Annotated in this window: 16 protein-coding genes and 1 pseudogene; 13 read left to right on the top strand and 4 right to left on the bottom strand. The window is 47.3% G+C overall.

Annotated elements, in window-relative coordinates:
• Positions 1-12 precede the first annotated feature (12 nt).
• Genes JOE45_RS05140 through JOE45_RS05130 form a run of 3 tightly spaced genes read left to right on the top strand, consistent with a single transcriptional unit; the run spans position 13 to position 2,370 of the window.
• Positions 13-1,002 (top strand): aldo/keto reductase, encoded by a 990-nt coding sequence (locus tag JOE45_RS05140; RefSeq protein ID WP_210021209.1) that lies wholly within the window; start codon positions 13-15, stop codon positions 1,000-1,002.
• 24 nt (positions 1,003-1,026) lie between these two features.
• Positions 1,027-1,536 (top strand): hypothetical protein, encoded by a 510-nt coding sequence (locus JOE45_RS05135; protein ID WP_210021210.1) that lies wholly within the window; start codon positions 1,027-1,029, stop codon positions 1,534-1,536.
• Positions 1,537-1,578: 42 nt separating this feature from the next.
• Complete coding sequence (locus tag JOE45_RS05130) at positions 1,579-2,370, top strand: HAD family hydrolase (protein ID WP_210021211.1); 792 nt, start codon at positions 1,579-1,581, stop codon at positions 2,368-2,370.
• Between the two features lie 96 nt (positions 2,371-2,466).
• Here the strand turns inward: JOE45_RS05130 and JOE45_RS05125 are convergent, their stop codons facing one another.
• Positions 2,467-3,009 (bottom strand): 1,2-dihydroxy-3-keto-5-methylthiopentene dioxygenase, encoded by a 543-nt coding sequence (locus JOE45_RS05125; RefSeq protein ID WP_210021212.1) that lies wholly within the window; start codon positions 3,007-3,009, stop codon positions 2,467-2,469.
• A gap of 289 nt (positions 3,010-3,298) precedes the next feature.
• Between JOE45_RS05125 and metH the strand changes: the two genes are divergently transcribed.
• A complete protein-coding gene (metH, locus tag JOE45_RS05120) occupies positions 3,299-6,733 on the top strand; it encodes a methionine synthase (RefSeq protein ID WP_210021213.1) in 3,435 nt (1,144 codons plus the stop codon).
• Positions 6,734-6,822: 89 nt separating this feature from the next.
• On the top strand, positions 6,823-7,761 hold the full coding sequence (rnz, locus tag JOE45_RS05115) for a ribonuclease Z (RefSeq protein ID WP_210021214.1): 939 nt from the start codon (positions 6,823-6,825) through the stop codon (positions 7,759-7,761).
• Positions 7,762-7,831: 70 nt separating this feature from the next.
• Here the strand turns inward: rnz and tlp are convergent, their stop codons facing one another.
• Complete coding sequence (gene tlp, locus JOE45_RS05110) at positions 7,832-8,059, bottom strand: small acid-soluble spore protein Tlp (protein WP_210021215.1); 228 nt, start codon at positions 8,057-8,059, stop codon at positions 7,832-7,834.
• A 481-nt stretch (positions 8,060-8,540) separates the two neighbouring features.
• Here tlp and JOE45_RS05105 point away from each other — a divergent pair, with 481 nt between their 5' ends.
• From JOE45_RS05105 to JOE45_RS05090, 6 genes and pseudogenes are all read left to right on the top strand, one after another.
• On the top strand, positions 8,541-8,756 hold the full coding sequence (locus JOE45_RS05105; RefSeq protein ID WP_210021216.1) for a hypothetical protein: 216 nt from the start codon (positions 8,541-8,543) through the stop codon (positions 8,754-8,756).
• 563 nt (positions 8,757-9,319) lie between these two features.
• Positions 9,320-10,171: a methyl-accepting chemotaxis protein gene (locus tag JOE45_RS05100; protein ID WP_210021217.1), complete on the top strand. Its 852-nt coding sequence runs from the start codon at positions 9,320-9,322 to the stop codon at positions 10,169-10,171.
• 106 nt (positions 10,172-10,277) lie between these two features.
• Positions 10,278-10,400 carry a hypothetical protein gene (locus tag JOE45_RS23785; RefSeq protein WP_280874096.1) on the top strand — a complete coding sequence of 41 codons (123 nt, stop codon included), beginning with the start codon at positions 10,278-10,280 and terminating at the stop codon, positions 10,398-10,400.
• Between the two features lie 41 nt (positions 10,401-10,441).
• Positions 10,442-10,567: pseudogene (locus JOE45_RS24090) on the top strand (IS3 family transposase); the annotation flags it as partial.
• A gap of 18 nt (positions 10,568-10,585) precedes the next feature.
• Complete coding sequence (locus JOE45_RS23400; protein ID WP_245246643.1) at positions 10,586-10,774, top strand: hypothetical protein; 189 nt, start codon at positions 10,586-10,588, stop codon at positions 10,772-10,774.
• Positions 10,775-11,209: 435 nt separating this feature from the next.
• Complete coding sequence (locus JOE45_RS05090) at positions 11,210-11,377, top strand: hypothetical protein (protein WP_210021220.1); 168 nt, start codon at positions 11,210-11,212, stop codon at positions 11,375-11,377.
• 244 nt (positions 11,378-11,621) lie between these two features.
• Here JOE45_RS05090 and JOE45_RS05085 read toward each other — a convergent pair whose 3' ends face one another.
• Together JOE45_RS05085 and JOE45_RS05080 are read right to left on the bottom strand one after the other, a co-directional pair.
• Positions 11,622-12,488: a carotenoid biosynthesis protein gene (locus tag JOE45_RS05085; RefSeq protein ID WP_210021221.1), complete on the bottom strand. Its 867-nt coding sequence runs from the start codon at positions 12,486-12,488 to the stop codon at positions 11,622-11,624.
• Positions 12,482-12,739 (bottom strand): squalene/phytoene synthase family protein, encoded by a 258-nt coding sequence (locus JOE45_RS05080; RefSeq protein ID WP_210021222.1) that lies wholly within the window; start codon positions 12,737-12,739, stop codon positions 12,482-12,484. Before JOE45_RS05080 ends, JOE45_RS05085 begins: the two co-directional genes overlap by 7 nt.
• A 624-nt stretch (positions 12,740-13,363) precedes the next feature.
• On the opposite strand from JOE45_RS05080, the gene JOE45_RS05075 reads away from it, so the two are divergent.
• Positions 13,364-15,649, top strand: a complete 2,286-nt coding sequence (locus JOE45_RS05075; RefSeq protein WP_210021223.1) for a DEAD/DEAH box helicase — start codon at positions 13,364-13,366, stop codon at positions 15,647-15,649.
• A complete protein-coding gene (locus JOE45_RS05070; protein WP_210021224.1) occupies positions 15,646-17,073 on the top strand; it encodes a ribonuclease H-like domain-containing protein in 1,428 nt (475 codons plus the stop codon). Before JOE45_RS05075 ends, JOE45_RS05070 begins: the two co-directional genes overlap by 4 nt.
• Positions 17,074-17,127 lie beyond the last annotated feature (54 nt).

The raw sequence follows: 17,127 nt of genomic DNA, 5'->3' as shown, positions 1-17,127 counted from the left end.
GGAGGATGAGAGATGGAGTATCGTGTATTAGGAAAAAGCGGCATCGCCGTTTCGGAGCTTTGTTTAGGTACGATGACATTTGGAAACACGACAAATGAGCAGGACTCGATTGAAATGGTTCATCGTTTTTTGGAGCGCGGAGGTAACTTTATCGATACTGCGGATGTGTATGTCTCCGGTACTTCCGAAGAGATTGTAGGCAAAGCGATTCGTGAACATCGTTCCGATGTGATTTTGGCGACCAAGGTACGCTTTCCTACTGGATCGAATATCAACCACGTAGGCTTATCCCGCAAACACATTCTCGATGGTGTGGAAGCGAGTCTTCGCCGTTTAGGTACAGATTATATTGATCTTTATCAGATGCACGTTTGGGATCAAATTACGCCAATCGAGGAAACATTGAGAACATTGGATGATCTTGTTACATCAGGCAAAGTACGGTACATCGGCTGTTCTAATTTCTTGGCTTATCAATTAATGAAATCACTAAGCATCAGTGATTTTAGTAGATATGCTCGCTTTATCTCCATACAGCCGCAGTATAGTTTAGTTTGCCGCACGATGGATCGTGAGGTTCTGCCTCTTTGTTTAGAAGAGAATGTGGGTGTTATCCCTTGGGCACCTCTTGGCGGTGGTTTTTTGACAGGAAGATATGTTCGTGGACAGGAACCGACGGAAGGACGCTTGGCATCTAAAATGGGAGAGAGCCGTTGGGAAATCCGCAATACAGAGAAAAACTTTCAAATATTAGATGAAGTTATTTCGGTTGCTCGTGAGGTCGACAAAACTCCTGCTCAGGTGGCGTTGAACTGGTTGATCCATAAACCGGGCATCACATCGCCGATTTTTGGTGCACGGACATTAGAGCAATTTGAAGAAAACATGGGAGCTATGGATTGGAAGCTGGATGCTGAGCAATGGCAGCGCTTAGATGATGTAAGCGCTCTGGAATCGGAATATCCTACCCGTTTTATTGACAAGTTTTGGCGCAAAGTGTAAATGACAATATAAGGGGCACTCATCATGTCACGTAAGTGGGAACGAATGGTTCGGAAAAATACGAAAGTTTCTAACACGCAGCGGAAGAAGAGCGGAAAAGGCGAGATTGCGGGAGTAAGTGCCGACGGTTCGGTCACATTCAAAGGACGGAGCTGGTTTTTGCCGATGCTGCTTGTGGCTACCGGTGTTTTTTGTTTTATTACTTTTCGGAATCAACCTGGACAAGAGCAGCTATATTGGATTACTGGGGCCAGCTATATTTTTCTAGCATTCCTGATGTATTGGATTCGCCGTCCTTTTCTGAAAATTGATAAAAAAACGTTATCGTCGCGCAGATTTGGCGGTAACCGGTTTATGGAAGCAGATCAAATTAAGGATATTACCATGAGTAAAGATGCCATTGTGATCAACTTCAAGCCCAAAGGAAAACGGTGGGTGTTCACCAAGCTCTACCATCTGTTTCCGGTAGACTCCGCGAGAGAAAAGCTTCAGGAGTACGCGGAAAAAAACAACGTGACGTTAATCAAAGATTAATCAATGAAGAGATAAATCAGGGGAGAAAGAGGAACACAATTTATGGGGATCAAGGCGGTTCTATTCGATTTGGATGACACGCTGCTGTGGGACGACCGCAGTGTAAAAGAAGCTTTTCAAGCGACTTGCTCTGAAGCGGCTAAATATTATAAAGTAGATCCGGCTCATCTGGAGGATGCTGTACGACGTGAAGCCCGTGCTTTATATGAATCGTATGAGACGTTCCCATTTACAAAAATGATCGGAATTAACCCGTTTGAAGGACTGTGGGCGCATTTTTCCCAAGGGAAGCAAGAAGAATTCCGTAAACTTCAAGCGCTGGCTCCAGAATATCGTACGGAGTCTTGGACACTGGGGTTGAAAGCGTTAGGCATCGAGGATAAAGAGCTTGGCTATAAACTCGGCGAGCTGTTCCCGGCTGAACGAAGAAACCGTCCCATTGTGTATGAGGAAACGTTTGAGGTATTAGATCAGTTGAAGGAGCGTTATCAGCTTCTTCTTTTGACGAATGGATCTCCCGATTTGCAGCAGGAAAAGCTGGCGGGAGTGCCTAAGCTTGCTCCTTATTTTGATCATATCGTTATCTCGGGAGAGTTCGGTCAAGGGAAGCCTGCGGGAGCCATTTTTGAACACGCTATGCGTTTGTTAGACATCCAAGCGGATGAAGGCGTTATGATCGGTGACAAACTGACAACCGATATTCTCGGTTCCAATACAGTGGGTATGCGTAATATGTGGATCAACCGTCACGGCCTGCAGCGATCCGATGAGATCGTACCTTCACATGAAATTACAAATTTGCGCGAGATTCAAACGATCATCGACTCGTTGTAATCTGACGATGATCGGCCGTCAAACCTAACGACAAATTCGGTATTAGAAAACCCCGTCCATTTGACGGGGTTTTTGATGCATTATTTATATAGATGATTATGCCTTTTGGAACGTCGCATCTTCGAACGGGTGAGCGATCCAGCCTTCTGTTTCGATAAAGAGGCGTACGGCTACGATTTGGCGGTTTTCCATCAAAGTGAAGAAGTGAGGCTTATGCTCCGGGACGGAAATAACATCGCCTGCTTCGAGTTCGACGTCGAAATAGCCCACATCGTCGGTGCCTTTGATAATGAAAATACCTTTGCCGGCCGTAATGGCCCGTACTTCATCTTCCGTATGCGTATGAACCTGCTCGAACTTTTTGAGGAGCTCGTCGAGGTTTGGTGTGGCGTCGGAAAGGGCAATGAGGTCCCATGTCTGGTAACCGCGGCGTCCAGCCAGATCGCGGATTTCTCCATCAAAGGTAGATAAAATTTGCGCTTTTTCCTCGTCTGTCAGTGCAAATTTTTCTTGCAGCTCGACAGGCAGCTTGCCTGCGTTCCAGTGCTCATACAGGACCTCTTGTTTATCCAAAAACGCTTTGACGTTTTGTTCGCCTGAGATTCGTTCGTTGGTGTTGCGGATTCTTATTTCTGCCATGGTCTATCCCTCTTTCCAATAAAGAATGGTTCCTATCTGTAGTTTATTATAGTGGAAGGTATCTCATCTGTCGATGTGTAATGGATTATTCATTCCTTAGATTTAGTACAATTCTCGTTTGATAATAGGTGAAGTTCCTTTTCATCATGCTTTGTTTCTGGTACACTTTAGGGATAATGTATTTTGCGAACTTTCGCGTTTGTTCGACAGCGACGAAAGAGATGCTGCGTAAGATCCGCATATTGAAATGATATAATAAATATGGCGGCAGGTTGAAAGGGGATCCTAGATGAATAAGTCATCTTTGCAAGAGCAATTACAAAAGAAAATTATGATATTGGACGGCGCCATGGGCACCATGATCCAGCAAGAAAATCTTACCGAGGAAGATTTCGGCGGAGAAGACCTGGATGGGTGTAATGAGATTCTTGTTCTTACAAGACCGGATGTGATCCGTAAAATTCATGAAGCTTATTTTGCCGCGGGTGCGGATATGGTAGAGACGAATACCTTCGGAGCCACCAGTGTGGTCCTTGCGGAGTATGAACTGCAGGATCGGGCTCGGGAAATCAATTTGGTCGCTGCCAAGCTCGCGATTGAAGCAGCAAATAAATACAGTACTCCAGAATGGCCGCGTTATGTGGTGGGTGCCATGGGTCCGACAACCAAAACGCTTTCCGTTACGGGAGGAGTCACGTTCGACGATTTGATTGACAGCTATTACGAACAAGCCCTGGCGTTAATGGAAGCGGGTGTTGACGCGCTTCTGCTCGAGACGTCGCAGGATACGCTCAACGTGAAAGCAGGAAGTATCGGTATTCGCAAAGCGTTCGATATGCTAGGGAAGAAGCTGCCTTTAATGATCTCCGGTACGATCGAGCCGATGGGTACGACGCTTGCCGGTCAAAATATTGAATCATTCTATATTTCTCTCGAGCATTTAGAGCCGGTATCTGTTGGTCTTAACTGTGCGACGGGACCGGAATTTATGCGTGATCATATCCGGACATTGGCGGATATTGCCGGTACGGCTGTCAGCTGTTACCCGAATGCGGGACTACCGGATGAGAACGGAAATTACCATGAGTCACCAGAAACGTTAGCGAAGAAAATGGCCGGATTTGCCGAGCAGGGTTGGCTTAACATTGCCGGTGGCTGCTGTGGTACAACACCTGACCATATTCGCGCAATGGCAGAGACTCTCAGCTCCTACAAGCCTCGAGGTCATAGAGGAGTCCATCCCCCGGCTGTTTCTGGGATTGAGACAGTATATATCGAGGATGCGAATCGTCCTTACATGGTTGGCGAGAGAACGAATGTACTGGGTTCTCGTAAGTTTAAACGCCTGATCGCAGAGGGCAAGTACGAGGAAGCTTCGGAAATTGCCCGCGCTCAAGTCAAGGGCGGTGCACATGTCATCGACGTTTGTTTACAGGATCCGGATCGCGATGAAATGGCGGATATGGAGAAGTTCCTGGAGCTTGTCGTCAAAAAGGTAAAGGTTCCATTGATGCTTGATTCAACGGATTATCGTGTCATAGAGCTGAGTCTGAAGTATTCTCAAGGGAAAGCGATCATCAACTCAATTAACCTGGAAGACGGGGAAGAGAAGTTTGAGCAAGTTGTGCCGCTCATTCATAAATATGGTGCAGCTGCTGTTGTGGGAACTATTGACGAACGCGGACAAGCCATTACAGCAAAAGACAAGCTGGAAGTTGCCCAGCGCTCATACGATCTGCTTGTAAACAAATATGGGATGAACCCGAACGATATCATTTTTGACCCGCTCGTCTTCCCTGTAGGTACGGGAGATCAGCAGTATATCGGATCGGCGAAAGAAACGATTGACGGTATTCGGATGATTAAGGAAGCCATGCCGGATACGGAGACGATACTCGGGCTTAGCAACGTTTCATTTGGTCTGCCTGAGGCTGGACGTGAAGTGCTCAACGCCGTCTTTTTGTACCATTGTACGAAGGCGGGTCTAGATTACGCGATCGTCAATACGGAGAAGCTGGAACGGTATGCATCCATTCCTGAAGAAGAGCGGAGATTGGCGGAGAACCTCATCTATGATACGAATGATGATACGTTGGCCGAGTTCGTTGCGCATTTCCGCACCAAGAAGGTTGAGAAGAAAGAAAAAATTTCGAATTTGACCTTGGAGGAGCGCTTGGCTTCGTATGTCGTGGAGGGCACGAAAGAAGGCCTGATTCCAGATTTGGATGAGGCGCTAAAAAAATATCCGCCGCTTGAAATTATTAACGGTCCTCTGATGAAAGGAATGGAAGAGGTAGGCCGTTTATTTAACAACAACGAGCTCATCGTAGCCGAGGTGCTGCAAAGTGCTGAAGTCATGAAAGCATCTGTCTCTCACTTGGAGCAGTTCATGGAAAGGGCGGACAGTGCCGTCAAGGGAAAAATCATTTTGGCAACGGTAAAAGGCGATGTGCATGATATCGGTAAAAACCTGGTCGAAATCATTTTGTCCAATAACGGCTACAAGATCATTAACTTAGGCATCAAAGTACCACCGGAGCAGCTGATTGAAGCGTACCGTAAAGAGAAGGCTGATGCAATCGGTTTATCGGGGTTGCTCGTTAAATCAGCACAGCAAATGATCATTACCGCTCAAGACTTGAAGAATGCGGGTATTGATGTTCCTATTCTTGTGGGTGGCGCGGCTCTGACAAGGAAATTTACAAAGACACGGATTGCTCCGGAATACGACGGCCTTGTGCTCTATGCCAAGGACGCAATGGATGGCTTAGATATCGCGAACAAGCTCAGCGATCCGAAACAGAAGGAGCAATTGGTTCGTGAACTGAGAGAAAGCATGGATTCGGATGTGAAGGAATCCGGGCGTAAGGTTGAGCAGATGCCTGACCTGACTCGTGTGAAGGTATCCACGGTAGACAGGACAGTGCCGGTACAGCATCCTCCGGATTTGGAACGCCGCGTGCTCCGCGATTACCCGATGAGCCATTTGATGCCTTACATCAACATGCAAATGCTGCTCGGACACCATCTAGGCTTGAAAGGAAAAGTTGATCATCTGCTGGCAGAGAAGGATCCAAAGGCTCTTCAATTGAAGGAAACGGTCGATCAGATTTTATCCGAAGCGCAGCGCGAGGGAATTATTAAAGCCCACGGGATGTACCGCTTCTTCCCTGCGCAGGCCGACGGCGATGATGTGCTGGTGTACGATCATGAAGATCATACAAAGGTACTTCAGAAATTTAGCTTCCCGCGGCAGGATAAAGAACCGTATCTCTGTCTTGCTGATTTCTTAAAGCCAGTGGACAGCGGCGAAATGGACTACGTCGGCTTCCTTGTTGTTACAGCCGGCCATGGGATCAGCGAATTGGCGGCAGCATGGCGTGAAAAAGGTGATTATTTGCGCTCGCATGCGCTTCAAGCAGCCGCTCTGGAAACAGCGGAAGCCTTCGCGGAACGTATTCATCAAATGATGCGTGACGTTTGGGGCTTCCCGGATCCAACAGAGATGACGATGCAGGAGCGTTTTGGCGCCAAATATCGTGGTCAGCGGTTTTCGTTCGGGTACCCTGCGTGTCCGAACCTGGACGACCAGCAGCAGCTTTTCGCTTTGATGAAGCCTGAGGATATTGGTGTTCATCTGACCGAGGGCAGCATGATGGAGCCGGAGGCTTCTGTGTCCGCCATCGTGTTTGCGCATCCCGGAGCAAGATATTTTAACGCCTAAATCCGGTTTGGGGCATGCTATGAAGAGTGGAGCATTCTTGCTCCACTCTTTTCACTAATTGGACTTAACATAACGGGAGTCGATGGAGTGTGGAGTTATATTTTTTGGGAACGGGCGCTGGGATGCCTTCCAAAGAACGCAATGTTACCTCCGTCATGCTAAATCTGCTGGCGGAGAGAAACGTTTATTGGATGTTTGATTGCGGTGAAGGAACACAGCATCAGGTGCTGAGGGCCCCGGTCAAAATTAGCAAGCTGGAAAAGCTGTTTGTTACGCATCTGCATGGCGATCATATTTATGGTCTACCCGGTCTGATGTCAAGTCGTTCCTATCAAGGAGGGGAGACTCCTTTTACCATTTACGGCCCTAAAGGAATAAAGGAATTTATTGAAACGTCGCTGAGGGTGAGCGATTCTCATCTGGGTTATCAGACCGAAATCATAGAATTTCAGGAAACGGAACCGTTTCTCATATTTGAAGACGAGCAGCTCGCGGTTACCGTTGCTCCACTTATGCACCGTATTGACAGTTACGGCTACCGTATCACCGAAAAACCGCAAAAAGGAAAGCTGAATGCGTCAAGATTAAAAGAGCTCGGACTTTCATCAGGACCGCTGTTCGGCAGAATCAAGAACGGGGAAAATATTGTGCTGCCGGACGGTACGGAGCTTCAAGCACAGGAGTTTATTGGCCCGTCTATCCCTGGCCGTACAGTTACGATTCTGGGGGATACCCAGCCGTGTGAGCATGCGGTGAAGCTTGCTGAGAATGCCGATGTACTCGTGCATGAAGCTACATTCGCAGAGCAAAGGAAAGAGATGGCTGTAAGATATGATCACTCTACGGCGATCGACGCTGCACGTACAGCCAAGGAGGCTGGAGCGAAAGCTCTCATCTTGACGCATATCAGTTCTCGTTATCAAGGAGAGCTTGTCGAGCAATTAGTGGCTGAAGCCCGTTCTCTTCATGAGGAAACGCACTTGGCGCACGATCATTTCCGTTTTGAGATACCGGTAGCCGGAAGATAAACCGGAGGTAGTGCTTAAAGTAATAACCTCCATCCCTTCCGAGCGAAGGGATGGAGGTATTCTTGAGGTTTTATGTTTCGTTTTGATAGCTCGCTTCGTCCTTGATTTCAGAACGAAACGAAGTTAAGCTTTCACGGCGGCGATTGTTTTTGGATTCGATTTGCTGCTTTTCTTCCGGGCTGATCTCTTCGGCGTGCTCTGTCAAATACTCTTCAGCTTCTTCCATGTTTTCAATGGTGTTATTAATATTGTTTTGCAGATGTTCTACATTGTCCGAACGATTGTCCGGCTTAGCCATGGTGGATCAGCTCCTATGTTTAGGTTAGAGTCATGCGCAGCAGAAGTGCGCCAATAATACGATCCCACCCGCAGACGTAATTTATGCATGCACAAAGTTTGTATTAGAGTACTCCTATCCTGTACCACTCTTCAGCCGCTTATATGTGGTTGAAATAAAAAAAAGGCCCTTCATGGCCTCATTTCGCCCTCAAAAACGCTTTGGCTCAGTGGACGGCGATCAGATGGCTTCTCACGATCCCGGAGCTTTCCGGGAGTGCTTTCTTTATCGCCTTGATAGCCGACGGCAATGACCATACTTTTCGGGGATGCGAAGTACGCTACGAGCTTTGTCGGCATCGAAACCGGCCATAGCGTGTTTGAGATTCAAGATACATTGCCGTTCTGCTGAAATTTGACCAAGCGTTGGCTTCTGCATTAGTATGAAGAACATGGGTTTAGGTTAGAATAGTTGCAGTAAAAATGTGAGGGAGGGATTGCGTTTGGATTTCACAAGTCAGGATATCGCTGTGATCGAGCAGGCACTGCAAATTGCGATTCGTTCGCAGAGCGAGGAGACGAAGGCACATCCGTTTCATGAAGTGCTGGCCAAGCTCAAAACGAATGCGGCAGCAGCCATGGTATTTTCCCCTTTACAATCGACGGCTTCTCAGGATGGGATTTTTTACGATTACGACGATTCCTCCGATTTGCTTTAAGCTGTACACTAACTTTTCCCGGGAAAGCGCAGGAAACGACATGAACCTTGAAAGAGAAATTCTCGATTACCGCCGATCCACTTCTCTCCAACGCGTTCTTTGATCTCGGTCCATTCCTTTTGGTATAGCGCATATCAAATGGATACCAGGGACTTTTTCGCCGCGGACAAGCGAGGAATACATCTAACGTTTGATCTGGAGAAAGCATGCGCTTACTGAACAGATGGAAGTTGATAGTGTTGGCAAACATGAGCCGGCAATATAGGGACAGATTCAAGCGCTGGACATGGTTATAAGTGAAATAAATACAGGAATTTGATATGCAGGAAGAGGACCTTTAAATAAGGTCCTCTTTTTATATTAGAGAGATAAGTTTATATGAAAAGGTACATGAAATTGGATGTTTTCTAATTCCCAAAATGAAAAATGCATTTTTTGTCGAAACCATGGTACGATTTTCACGTATTAATTTTATTATGCCTTCGAGAGGTATGATTTAAAAGAATTGGGGTTTGGTTACTTTTTTAACAACAAAATAATAGTTTTATAAGGAGAAATATAATATGTCAAAGCTAGAAGTTAGATCACAAAAATTAAAAAATCTCTTAGATGTCGCTCCTTTTATAACAGCGCTGCTAGCCGAGGAAGATATTATAGTAGCAGTAGCAGATACAGAAAAGTTCCTCTATTGTACCCCAGGAACAACTTTAGATGCTGGGGTGAAGATTGGAGATCCTTTTTATGAGCATGATTCATTAGGAACTGCTAGAAAGACTAAAAAACGTTTTTCAATGGTGTCTCCACCTGAATATGGACCTCCATTCCGTTCAATTGCAGTTCCTATATTTGAGGATAACGAAGTAGTAGGCATCTTGGCGATGGGTATTAGTCTTCATAAGGAATTTGAGATGTTAAACGTGGTTAATATGTTAGAAAAAATCAGTCACAACATTCAAGCAAGTTCTCAATCGCTGTCGGCTCAGACAGAAGAGTTATCTGCAACTATAGTTGAGATCACTGAAAGTTCCAATTCAGTAAGTAACAATTCAAAAGAAATAGATGGAATAGTAGACTTTATTGCAGAGGTTGCTCAACAATCTAATTTACTCGGTCTTAATGCAGCTATTGAAGCAGCGAGAGCTGGGGAGCATGGAAGGACCTTTTCTGTAGTTGCGGGTGAGATCAGAAAGTTAGCGAATAATTCTCAAGAAGCTACATCTAAAATTGAAGCTTCTCTTAGTAATATTAGCGATGGTATCAATGGGATATCTCAGCGTTTAAATGAAATTGCAAAAGCAGTACAAGCGCAAGCAGACGAGGCCGAAGGGTTTAATGCAATGATAGAAGAACTTGATGCATTGACCTCGAAGCTTAGCGGTTTTGTCGCAGAATTAACTAATACTGAGCAAAAGTAAAAACATGGGTTAGCAAATTAACAGTAAGCAACTCTGAAGTGCACCCCTTAGAATGGACATTGGAACCCCTGGTTTATCCGATGAATTTCTAGGGGGTGCATTTTTCATGGCAATTAAGGGACAAAAGTTTAGATTCTTCTCAAAAGAATTGAAGAAAGAGGCCATTCGTCTGCATGTAATGGAGGGATGGACCTATCAAAGGATCAGCGAGCATCTTCAAACTCTTTAACGTCTCCCGAAGCGGATTTTACGCCTATCTAAAGCGTAAAGATGTGGGTTCGGGATAAGGACGCGAAAGCGCTCATTCAGCAGGTGTATGAGCGTTATCACGGAGTCTATGGATATCGACAAATTCAGCTCTGCCTGCTACAAGACGATGACATTTGGATAAATCATAAGAAGGTTCTCCGACTTATGCAAATCTTAGAGATTCGATCCCGGATTCGTCGGAAGCACCGCTGCAACTACGCTTCTTCGACCGGAGAACGAGTGGCGAAGAACCTGCTGAACCGAAGAATTCAGTACCGCAGAGCTAACCAGAAATGGGTCACGGATGTCACCCAATATCGTAGGGGGAAAATGACTCTATCTCTCGCCGATTAAAGATTTGTTCAACAATGAGATCGTTGCTTAACAGATGAGTTTGCGAAACGATAACGAACTCGTGTTGAAGACATTTGAACAAGCCTTTACTAAGCAAAGGGACGTGACTGGACTAATCGTTCATAGCGATGAGGGATTCCAGTACACATCCCATACGTACCATGACATGCTGCCAAAGGTTGGCGCCCGCAGGACAATGGGTCTTACGAAGAACGGATACGGTTAGTTTTATAATGGCCCTTGGAATACTGAGTGGTAATTTATTGAATCATTAAATAAAATTGTATGTATATTTTTTATGTTCTCCTATATTTCGACATACTTTTTAAAAATAAGAAAATATACTTATATTATAATAGTATTCTTAATAGAGAACGACCATCCTTGAAACCGTATGAGAAGACTATATACCTTCAAACGGAAGGAGATCTGAACATGACAAGGGAACAGTTTGAAAAATATCTTCAGGAAATAGAATCGACCTGGGAATTGGATGGTTTGAAATTTAATCCGGAAGAGAAAGAATTGATTCGGCAAGTATGTATGGGTGAAATTACTATGGAGGATTATGATAAAGCTGTGCCTAATTTGGTTAAGAAATAAACGTATCCCGGACCCGATAAAAAATAGCCCTTGATTGCAAGATTGCAGGGGCTATTTTTTATGCAAATATCCGGCGTTAGTATACCGCAGTAAAAAACGCGACACGCAGGACAATTTATCTTATGAGAGCTCGTATGCGACAGAAGAATCATCGTATTTATAGCGAAAGACGACCATCTGTTGAAATAGTACCGGTTATAAAGGGAATAGTGAGCTTCAAAGCTGCCGCCATAATCTGCGGATATCATCTGGCTTCCTCCTTGCGCTTCCATAGAAATAAAACAGCAAGCGTCAGGATATTAGCGGCCACAGCCCACCACAGTCCGCTTTTGATCGCCAATGTAAGAAATAAAAACTCTAATGTCAGCAGGAGTATCATCGGTATGAACGAGAGACTGCTATGAGGGGCATAATCTTTTTCTAAATATTCATCATGTAAATAATTTATGATATTAATTATGAGTAAGGCAGTAATCCACCAGCTTATGTAATTACTTATCGGAACGCTGTAGGGGGAGGGGTTCCAAGCCGCGTTCTCGGCCGTATTCCATGTCAAATAACGTTTCTGAACGGCCACAGGATCCAGCAGTAAATCGATGGCGGTCATCATAGTCGCTGCCCAGATGGCAGGAAGCCAGAAGCTATGCCGCCTGATGCGTCTGCGCTCACGTTGGATCCTGTATCGATCCAGCGACAGCTTCTCGGACAGGCGGAATCCACGCCAGGCTCTTTGAGAGTTTCGAATGGGAGCGTAGGCCTTGGAAATGACGAGCAGCATGCACCAAACAAACGGAATGGCAAGCGGGACGCCGAGCACCAAAGGAGCGAAGGAGGGGCCATAATCATAGACCCCGAACCATCGTCCGGTATGAACGCCAATCCATTCGGCCGTATAAGAGATGCTGCCGCAAACGACGAACAGGATGAGTGCTTGACGGCCTCCGTATCGGTTCACATACCAAACCAAAGCGGTGACTCCGCCTAAAATGAGATAAAAGCTGTTGGACCACTCGAGCCACGTGGGCAGAATATTCCCTGTTACGAGGATATAACCGCCTATAAACCAAAAGCCATACAAAATCGTAATGCGACGAAGCCACAAATTTACCATGTGAGATGTCCTTTACCAGTGGCTGCCGTTCTGCGCTTGTGCCATGTGTTGGCTTTGGCAAGCAACGTGAGCAGGATGTGCTCTCTTGTTTCGTCTACGCTATCATCCACCTTACGGAAATAAGCATAAACGGCCCATATGGCGTTTCGTTTTCTATCATGAAGAAACGAGAAGGTCCAGTAATAGCTGGAGGAATGTTCATTGATAACCCTCACGCATACTTTATAAGCGTGTATGAGCTTCAAATTCATGATGGTCACCTCGTATTAGGGATAAAAGGGTTTTGGAAAATAATAGTTGTAATACTGCTGTTCCGGGCGGTTATCCGTCGCCATGATGCTTGCCGCAAAAGGCTATTAAGTTAACGTCTTGAAGAAACAGCGATTGTCGGCGGTCGCGGCTCCCCGCTAAATAATGGGGAATATTCGTTTGACAGGGTCCAGACGTTGGTGAGCATACTTCATATTTTGGGGGAGCTGTACGCGAAAGTGCTCTCTGTGTGATTATTCGAAGCTGATGTCCACTGTTGCTCCTTTCTATGTATATAAAGAACTTGGACAAATGATACGGGAAATCGGACGGATGTTTCCAGGGAATGAAGAAGGCTAAGAGGGGGCTATGCGGTAGGAGAGAATCAGCTGGAAGCGATCCGACAACGGCCCTCCGAGGAAAAAAGGCGATGTATGTGCTTTCTCCTGGGCCGAACAATCCGAGCGTGATCGATTGGGGGTGAGCATATGATCACACCGCTCGTAGAAAAAGCACCGTGTATACCAAGCCAAGCTTCTAGCGGATCATATGCAAAAAAGGATTTGAAATGCGAACATGCATTCTATATAATAGGAGTGACGCTACCGTCAAAAGGAGCCGAAGAGATGAATCCATTAACCGGAAAGGTTACTTCCATAAATGAATTAATAGAATTGGTCAAAGCGACGCCCGAGCTGATGTCTCAAGTGACCTACTGGCATACGATTCCGCCTCGTGAGGGGTGGTATGAGGCTTTTCCTGACGGACTGAATCCGCTTATTCAGAGTGCGCTTGAGACTAGAGGAATCAAGCGGCTATACACGCACCAAGCACATTCCTTTCGCGAGGTAAGCGCCGGACGGAACGTCGTTACAGTGACACCTACGGCATCAGGAAAGACGCTTTGTTACAACCTGCCTGTACTGCAGGAAATATTGAATGACGAGAGCGCTCGGGCGCTCTATTTGTTTCCGACCAAAGCGCTGGCCCAAGACCAGGTCGTCGAGCTGCAGGAGCTTGCGAATATCATGGGAGCGGACATTAAGACACATACGTACGACGGGGATACGCCGCCCACCGTGCGTCAAGCGATACGCAATGCCGGACATATCGTCGTGACGAACCCGGATATGCTTCATTCTGCGATACTTCCTCACCATACCAAATGGGTGAAGCTGTTTGAAAATATTAAATTTATCGTGATCGACGAAGTTCATTCCTACAGAGGCGTATTCGGCAGCCATGTTGCTAATGTCATCCGGCGGCTGAAGCGGATTTGCCGCTTTTATGGTTCCAGTCCGCAGTTTATCTGCGCATCCGCGACAGTCGATAATCCCAAGGAGCATGCCGAACGGCTGATTGGCGAACCGGTGGCGCTGGTGGATGACAACGGGGCTCCGACGGGGGAAAAGCACTTTGTGTTTTATAACCCGCCCGTCGTCAACCAGCAGCTCGGCATCCGCAAAAGCAGCGTGCTGGAAACGCGGAAGCTCGCCGGGTTGCTGTTGAAGCAGGGGATTCAGACGATCGTATTTGCGCGCAGCCGTGTGCGAGTGGAGATACTGCTTACCTATTTACATGAGCTTGTCGCGCATGAGCTTGGAACCAAATCGATAAGGGGATATCGCGGCGGTTATTTACCTAAGCTGCGGCGGGAGATTGAGAAGGGCTTACGTAACGGCGAAATCCGCGGGGTCGTAAGCACGAACGCGCTTGAGCTCGGCATCGACATCGGGCAGCTTCAGGCGTGCGTACTAAATGGATATCCAGGCACGATCGCCAGCACATGGCAGCAGTCGGGACGTGCAGGCCGTAGACAGGAAAGCTCGATCACGTTTCTGGTAGCGAGCAGCAATCCGTTGGATCAATACATGATTCAGAACCCGCAGTATTTCATCGAGCGGCCGCCAGAACGGGCGTTGATCGGCCCGGATAACCTCATTATTCTTGTGGATCATGTGAAGTGCGCCGCTTACGAGCTGCCTTTTGAAGAGAATGAGAAGTTCGGGGACGAATCACTGAAGGACATTTTGGAATTTTTGACGGAGGAACGCATATTACACCGGGTGCAGAACCGCTGGCATTGGATGGAGCAGTCGTTTCCGGCACATGATATCAGCTTGCGCTCCGCCGCACAGGAAAACTTTATTATCATAGATATGACCAACGGTGCGCGTGTACTCGGTGAAGTTGACCGTTTCAGCGCTCCAACGCTAATTCATGAAGAAGCGATCTATATTCATGAGGGCGTTCAGTTTCAAGTAGAGAAGTTGGATTATGAAGAGAAGAAAGCGTATGTCCGCGAAGTGAAGGTCGATTATTTTACGGACGCCAACCTGGCGGTTCAACTAAAGGTTCTTCACGTGCACCGGGAAGCGACTGAGCGAGGGCTGCTGCGGCAGTACGGGGAAGTAACGGTGAACGCTAAAGCAACGATATTCAAAAAAATCAAGCTGAGATCGCATGAGAACATAGGCTCAGGACCGATTCATCTTCCTGAGGAAGAACTGCATACCAGCTCTTATTGGTTTACCTTCGACGATGAGGTGGCCGCTGGAATGACAGTAAACGATATGCAGTTTGCGCTGCTCGGCTTATCTAACGTGCTGGTTCATATCGCCCCACTGTATCTGATGTGCGATCCGCACGATATCCGCGTAGTTCCGCAGGTGAAAGCCGTGCATAACAAGCAGCCTACGATTTTTTTCTATGACAGGTATCCTGGCGGTGTAGGTCTCAGTGAACGGCTATACGAAGTGCATGGGAAGTTGCTGATCGAAGCGCAGCGGCTTATCAAATCATGCGGTTGTCTTAGCGGCTGTCCGGCCTGTGTAGGTCCGATCGAGGAAGTAGGTATGACCGGAAAGCAGCTATCGCTTAGCTTGCTGCGTCGATTGGAGGGAATAGGATGAGCTCGCTCAGGGAACGGCTGATGCGACATAAGAGAACTGAAGTGACGCCAGTAGCTGTTGTTCACGACGAACAAGCTGCGTCTGAAGATGAATGGGGCGTTGTCGGCGCGGTCATGAAACAGAGTGAGTGGGGGGATTTTGTACTCCGTCGGCGCACCTACGAGGCCGAATATCGGCACGGCGGCAGCAAACTGGGTGATTTGGTCGGCAGCGCAAATGAGCTTTGGCGTTTGCTGGCTTCGGGAGAAGCCGAAAATGGCCTGGCCGAAGCTCTCGGCATGCCACACGAACGGCTGCTTTTCATGGATACGGAGACGACTGGACTAGGCCACGGCGCGGGGAATGTTTCTTTTATGATCGGAATCGGGTTCTATGAGGGTGATCATTTTACAGTTGAGCAAATGCTGATTCGGCACCCGGGAGAAGAAGCGGCCATGCTTGGGTACCTTCAAGACAAGCTGAAAAACCGTCCTGTGCTAATTTCTTATAACGGCAAGTCGTTCGACTGGCCGATCATCAAGAACCGGTACATTATGAACCGAATGCCGCTGCAGTCCGAGCCTGCTGGACATATCGATTTTCTGTATCCGTCCAGAAGTTTATGGAAGCATTCGCTGACGTCCTGCCGACTAGGTAATGTCGAAGAGGAGCGTCTTGGCGTGCATCGGGAGAATGATGTTCCCGGGTCTATGGCGCCTGCGCTTTATTTTCAATATTTGGCAGAGCGGGATCCGGAGGTTCTAAAAGGCGTGTTTGTGCATAACGAGCTGGACGTCCTGTCGTTGGCCGGGTTGGCTGTACATTTCACCGCTTTACTGGGCGGAAAGCTCGACTGGATGCATGCCCGAGAATTCGGCAGGGAAGAATGGTTCCGGCTTGGGCTGTGGCTGGAGAAGATCGGTATGCAGGCGAAGGCCGACGAGGCCTTGGGTGCCTTAGCGGAGGAATTGCTCTCAGACGAATCACAGAGGAATACCGGTGATGTGGATGACTGCTTGCTTGCGCTGGCTCAATTTTTCAAACGGCGGCGGAACCTGACTGAAGCTTGTCTTCTGTGGAAGCATTATATTGCTTGCAAGGGCGTCAGCCGCACCGCAGCTCTTGAGCCATATATTGAGCTGTCTATGTATTATGAGCACAAAGTGAAAGAATGGAAGCCGGCTTTGGATTACGCTGAGCTAGCCCTCGATCTCGTATGGCGGCGCGGCGCGCTAAAGCGTAACGGGAGTCGACCGGGAGCTGGCAGCCGGAGTGATCGACAGAAGGATACGGGAACGGAAGCCGCTGAATTGGAAAAAAGGATTGAACGGCTGAAGAGAAAATCGGCTGCGGCCTTCTCTTCTGCTTCGTCACCTGCTGCACCCAAATTGCCAAGAAAGCGAAGGTCCACGTTGGGCTCCGAACAGCTGTCTCTGCTGCTGTAAGGTATAAATTCCCTTCCTCATGGAAATCTAGTGAAAGATCGAACAAATGAGGAA

Source organism: Paenibacillus sp. PvR098, from assembly GCF_017833255.1.
Lineage (GTDB): Bacteria > Bacillota > Bacilli > Paenibacillales > NBRC-103111 > Paenibacillus_G.
The sequence above is the reverse complement of the archived record's forward strand: the minus strand, read 5'-3'. Positions and strand labels throughout refer to the sequence as shown.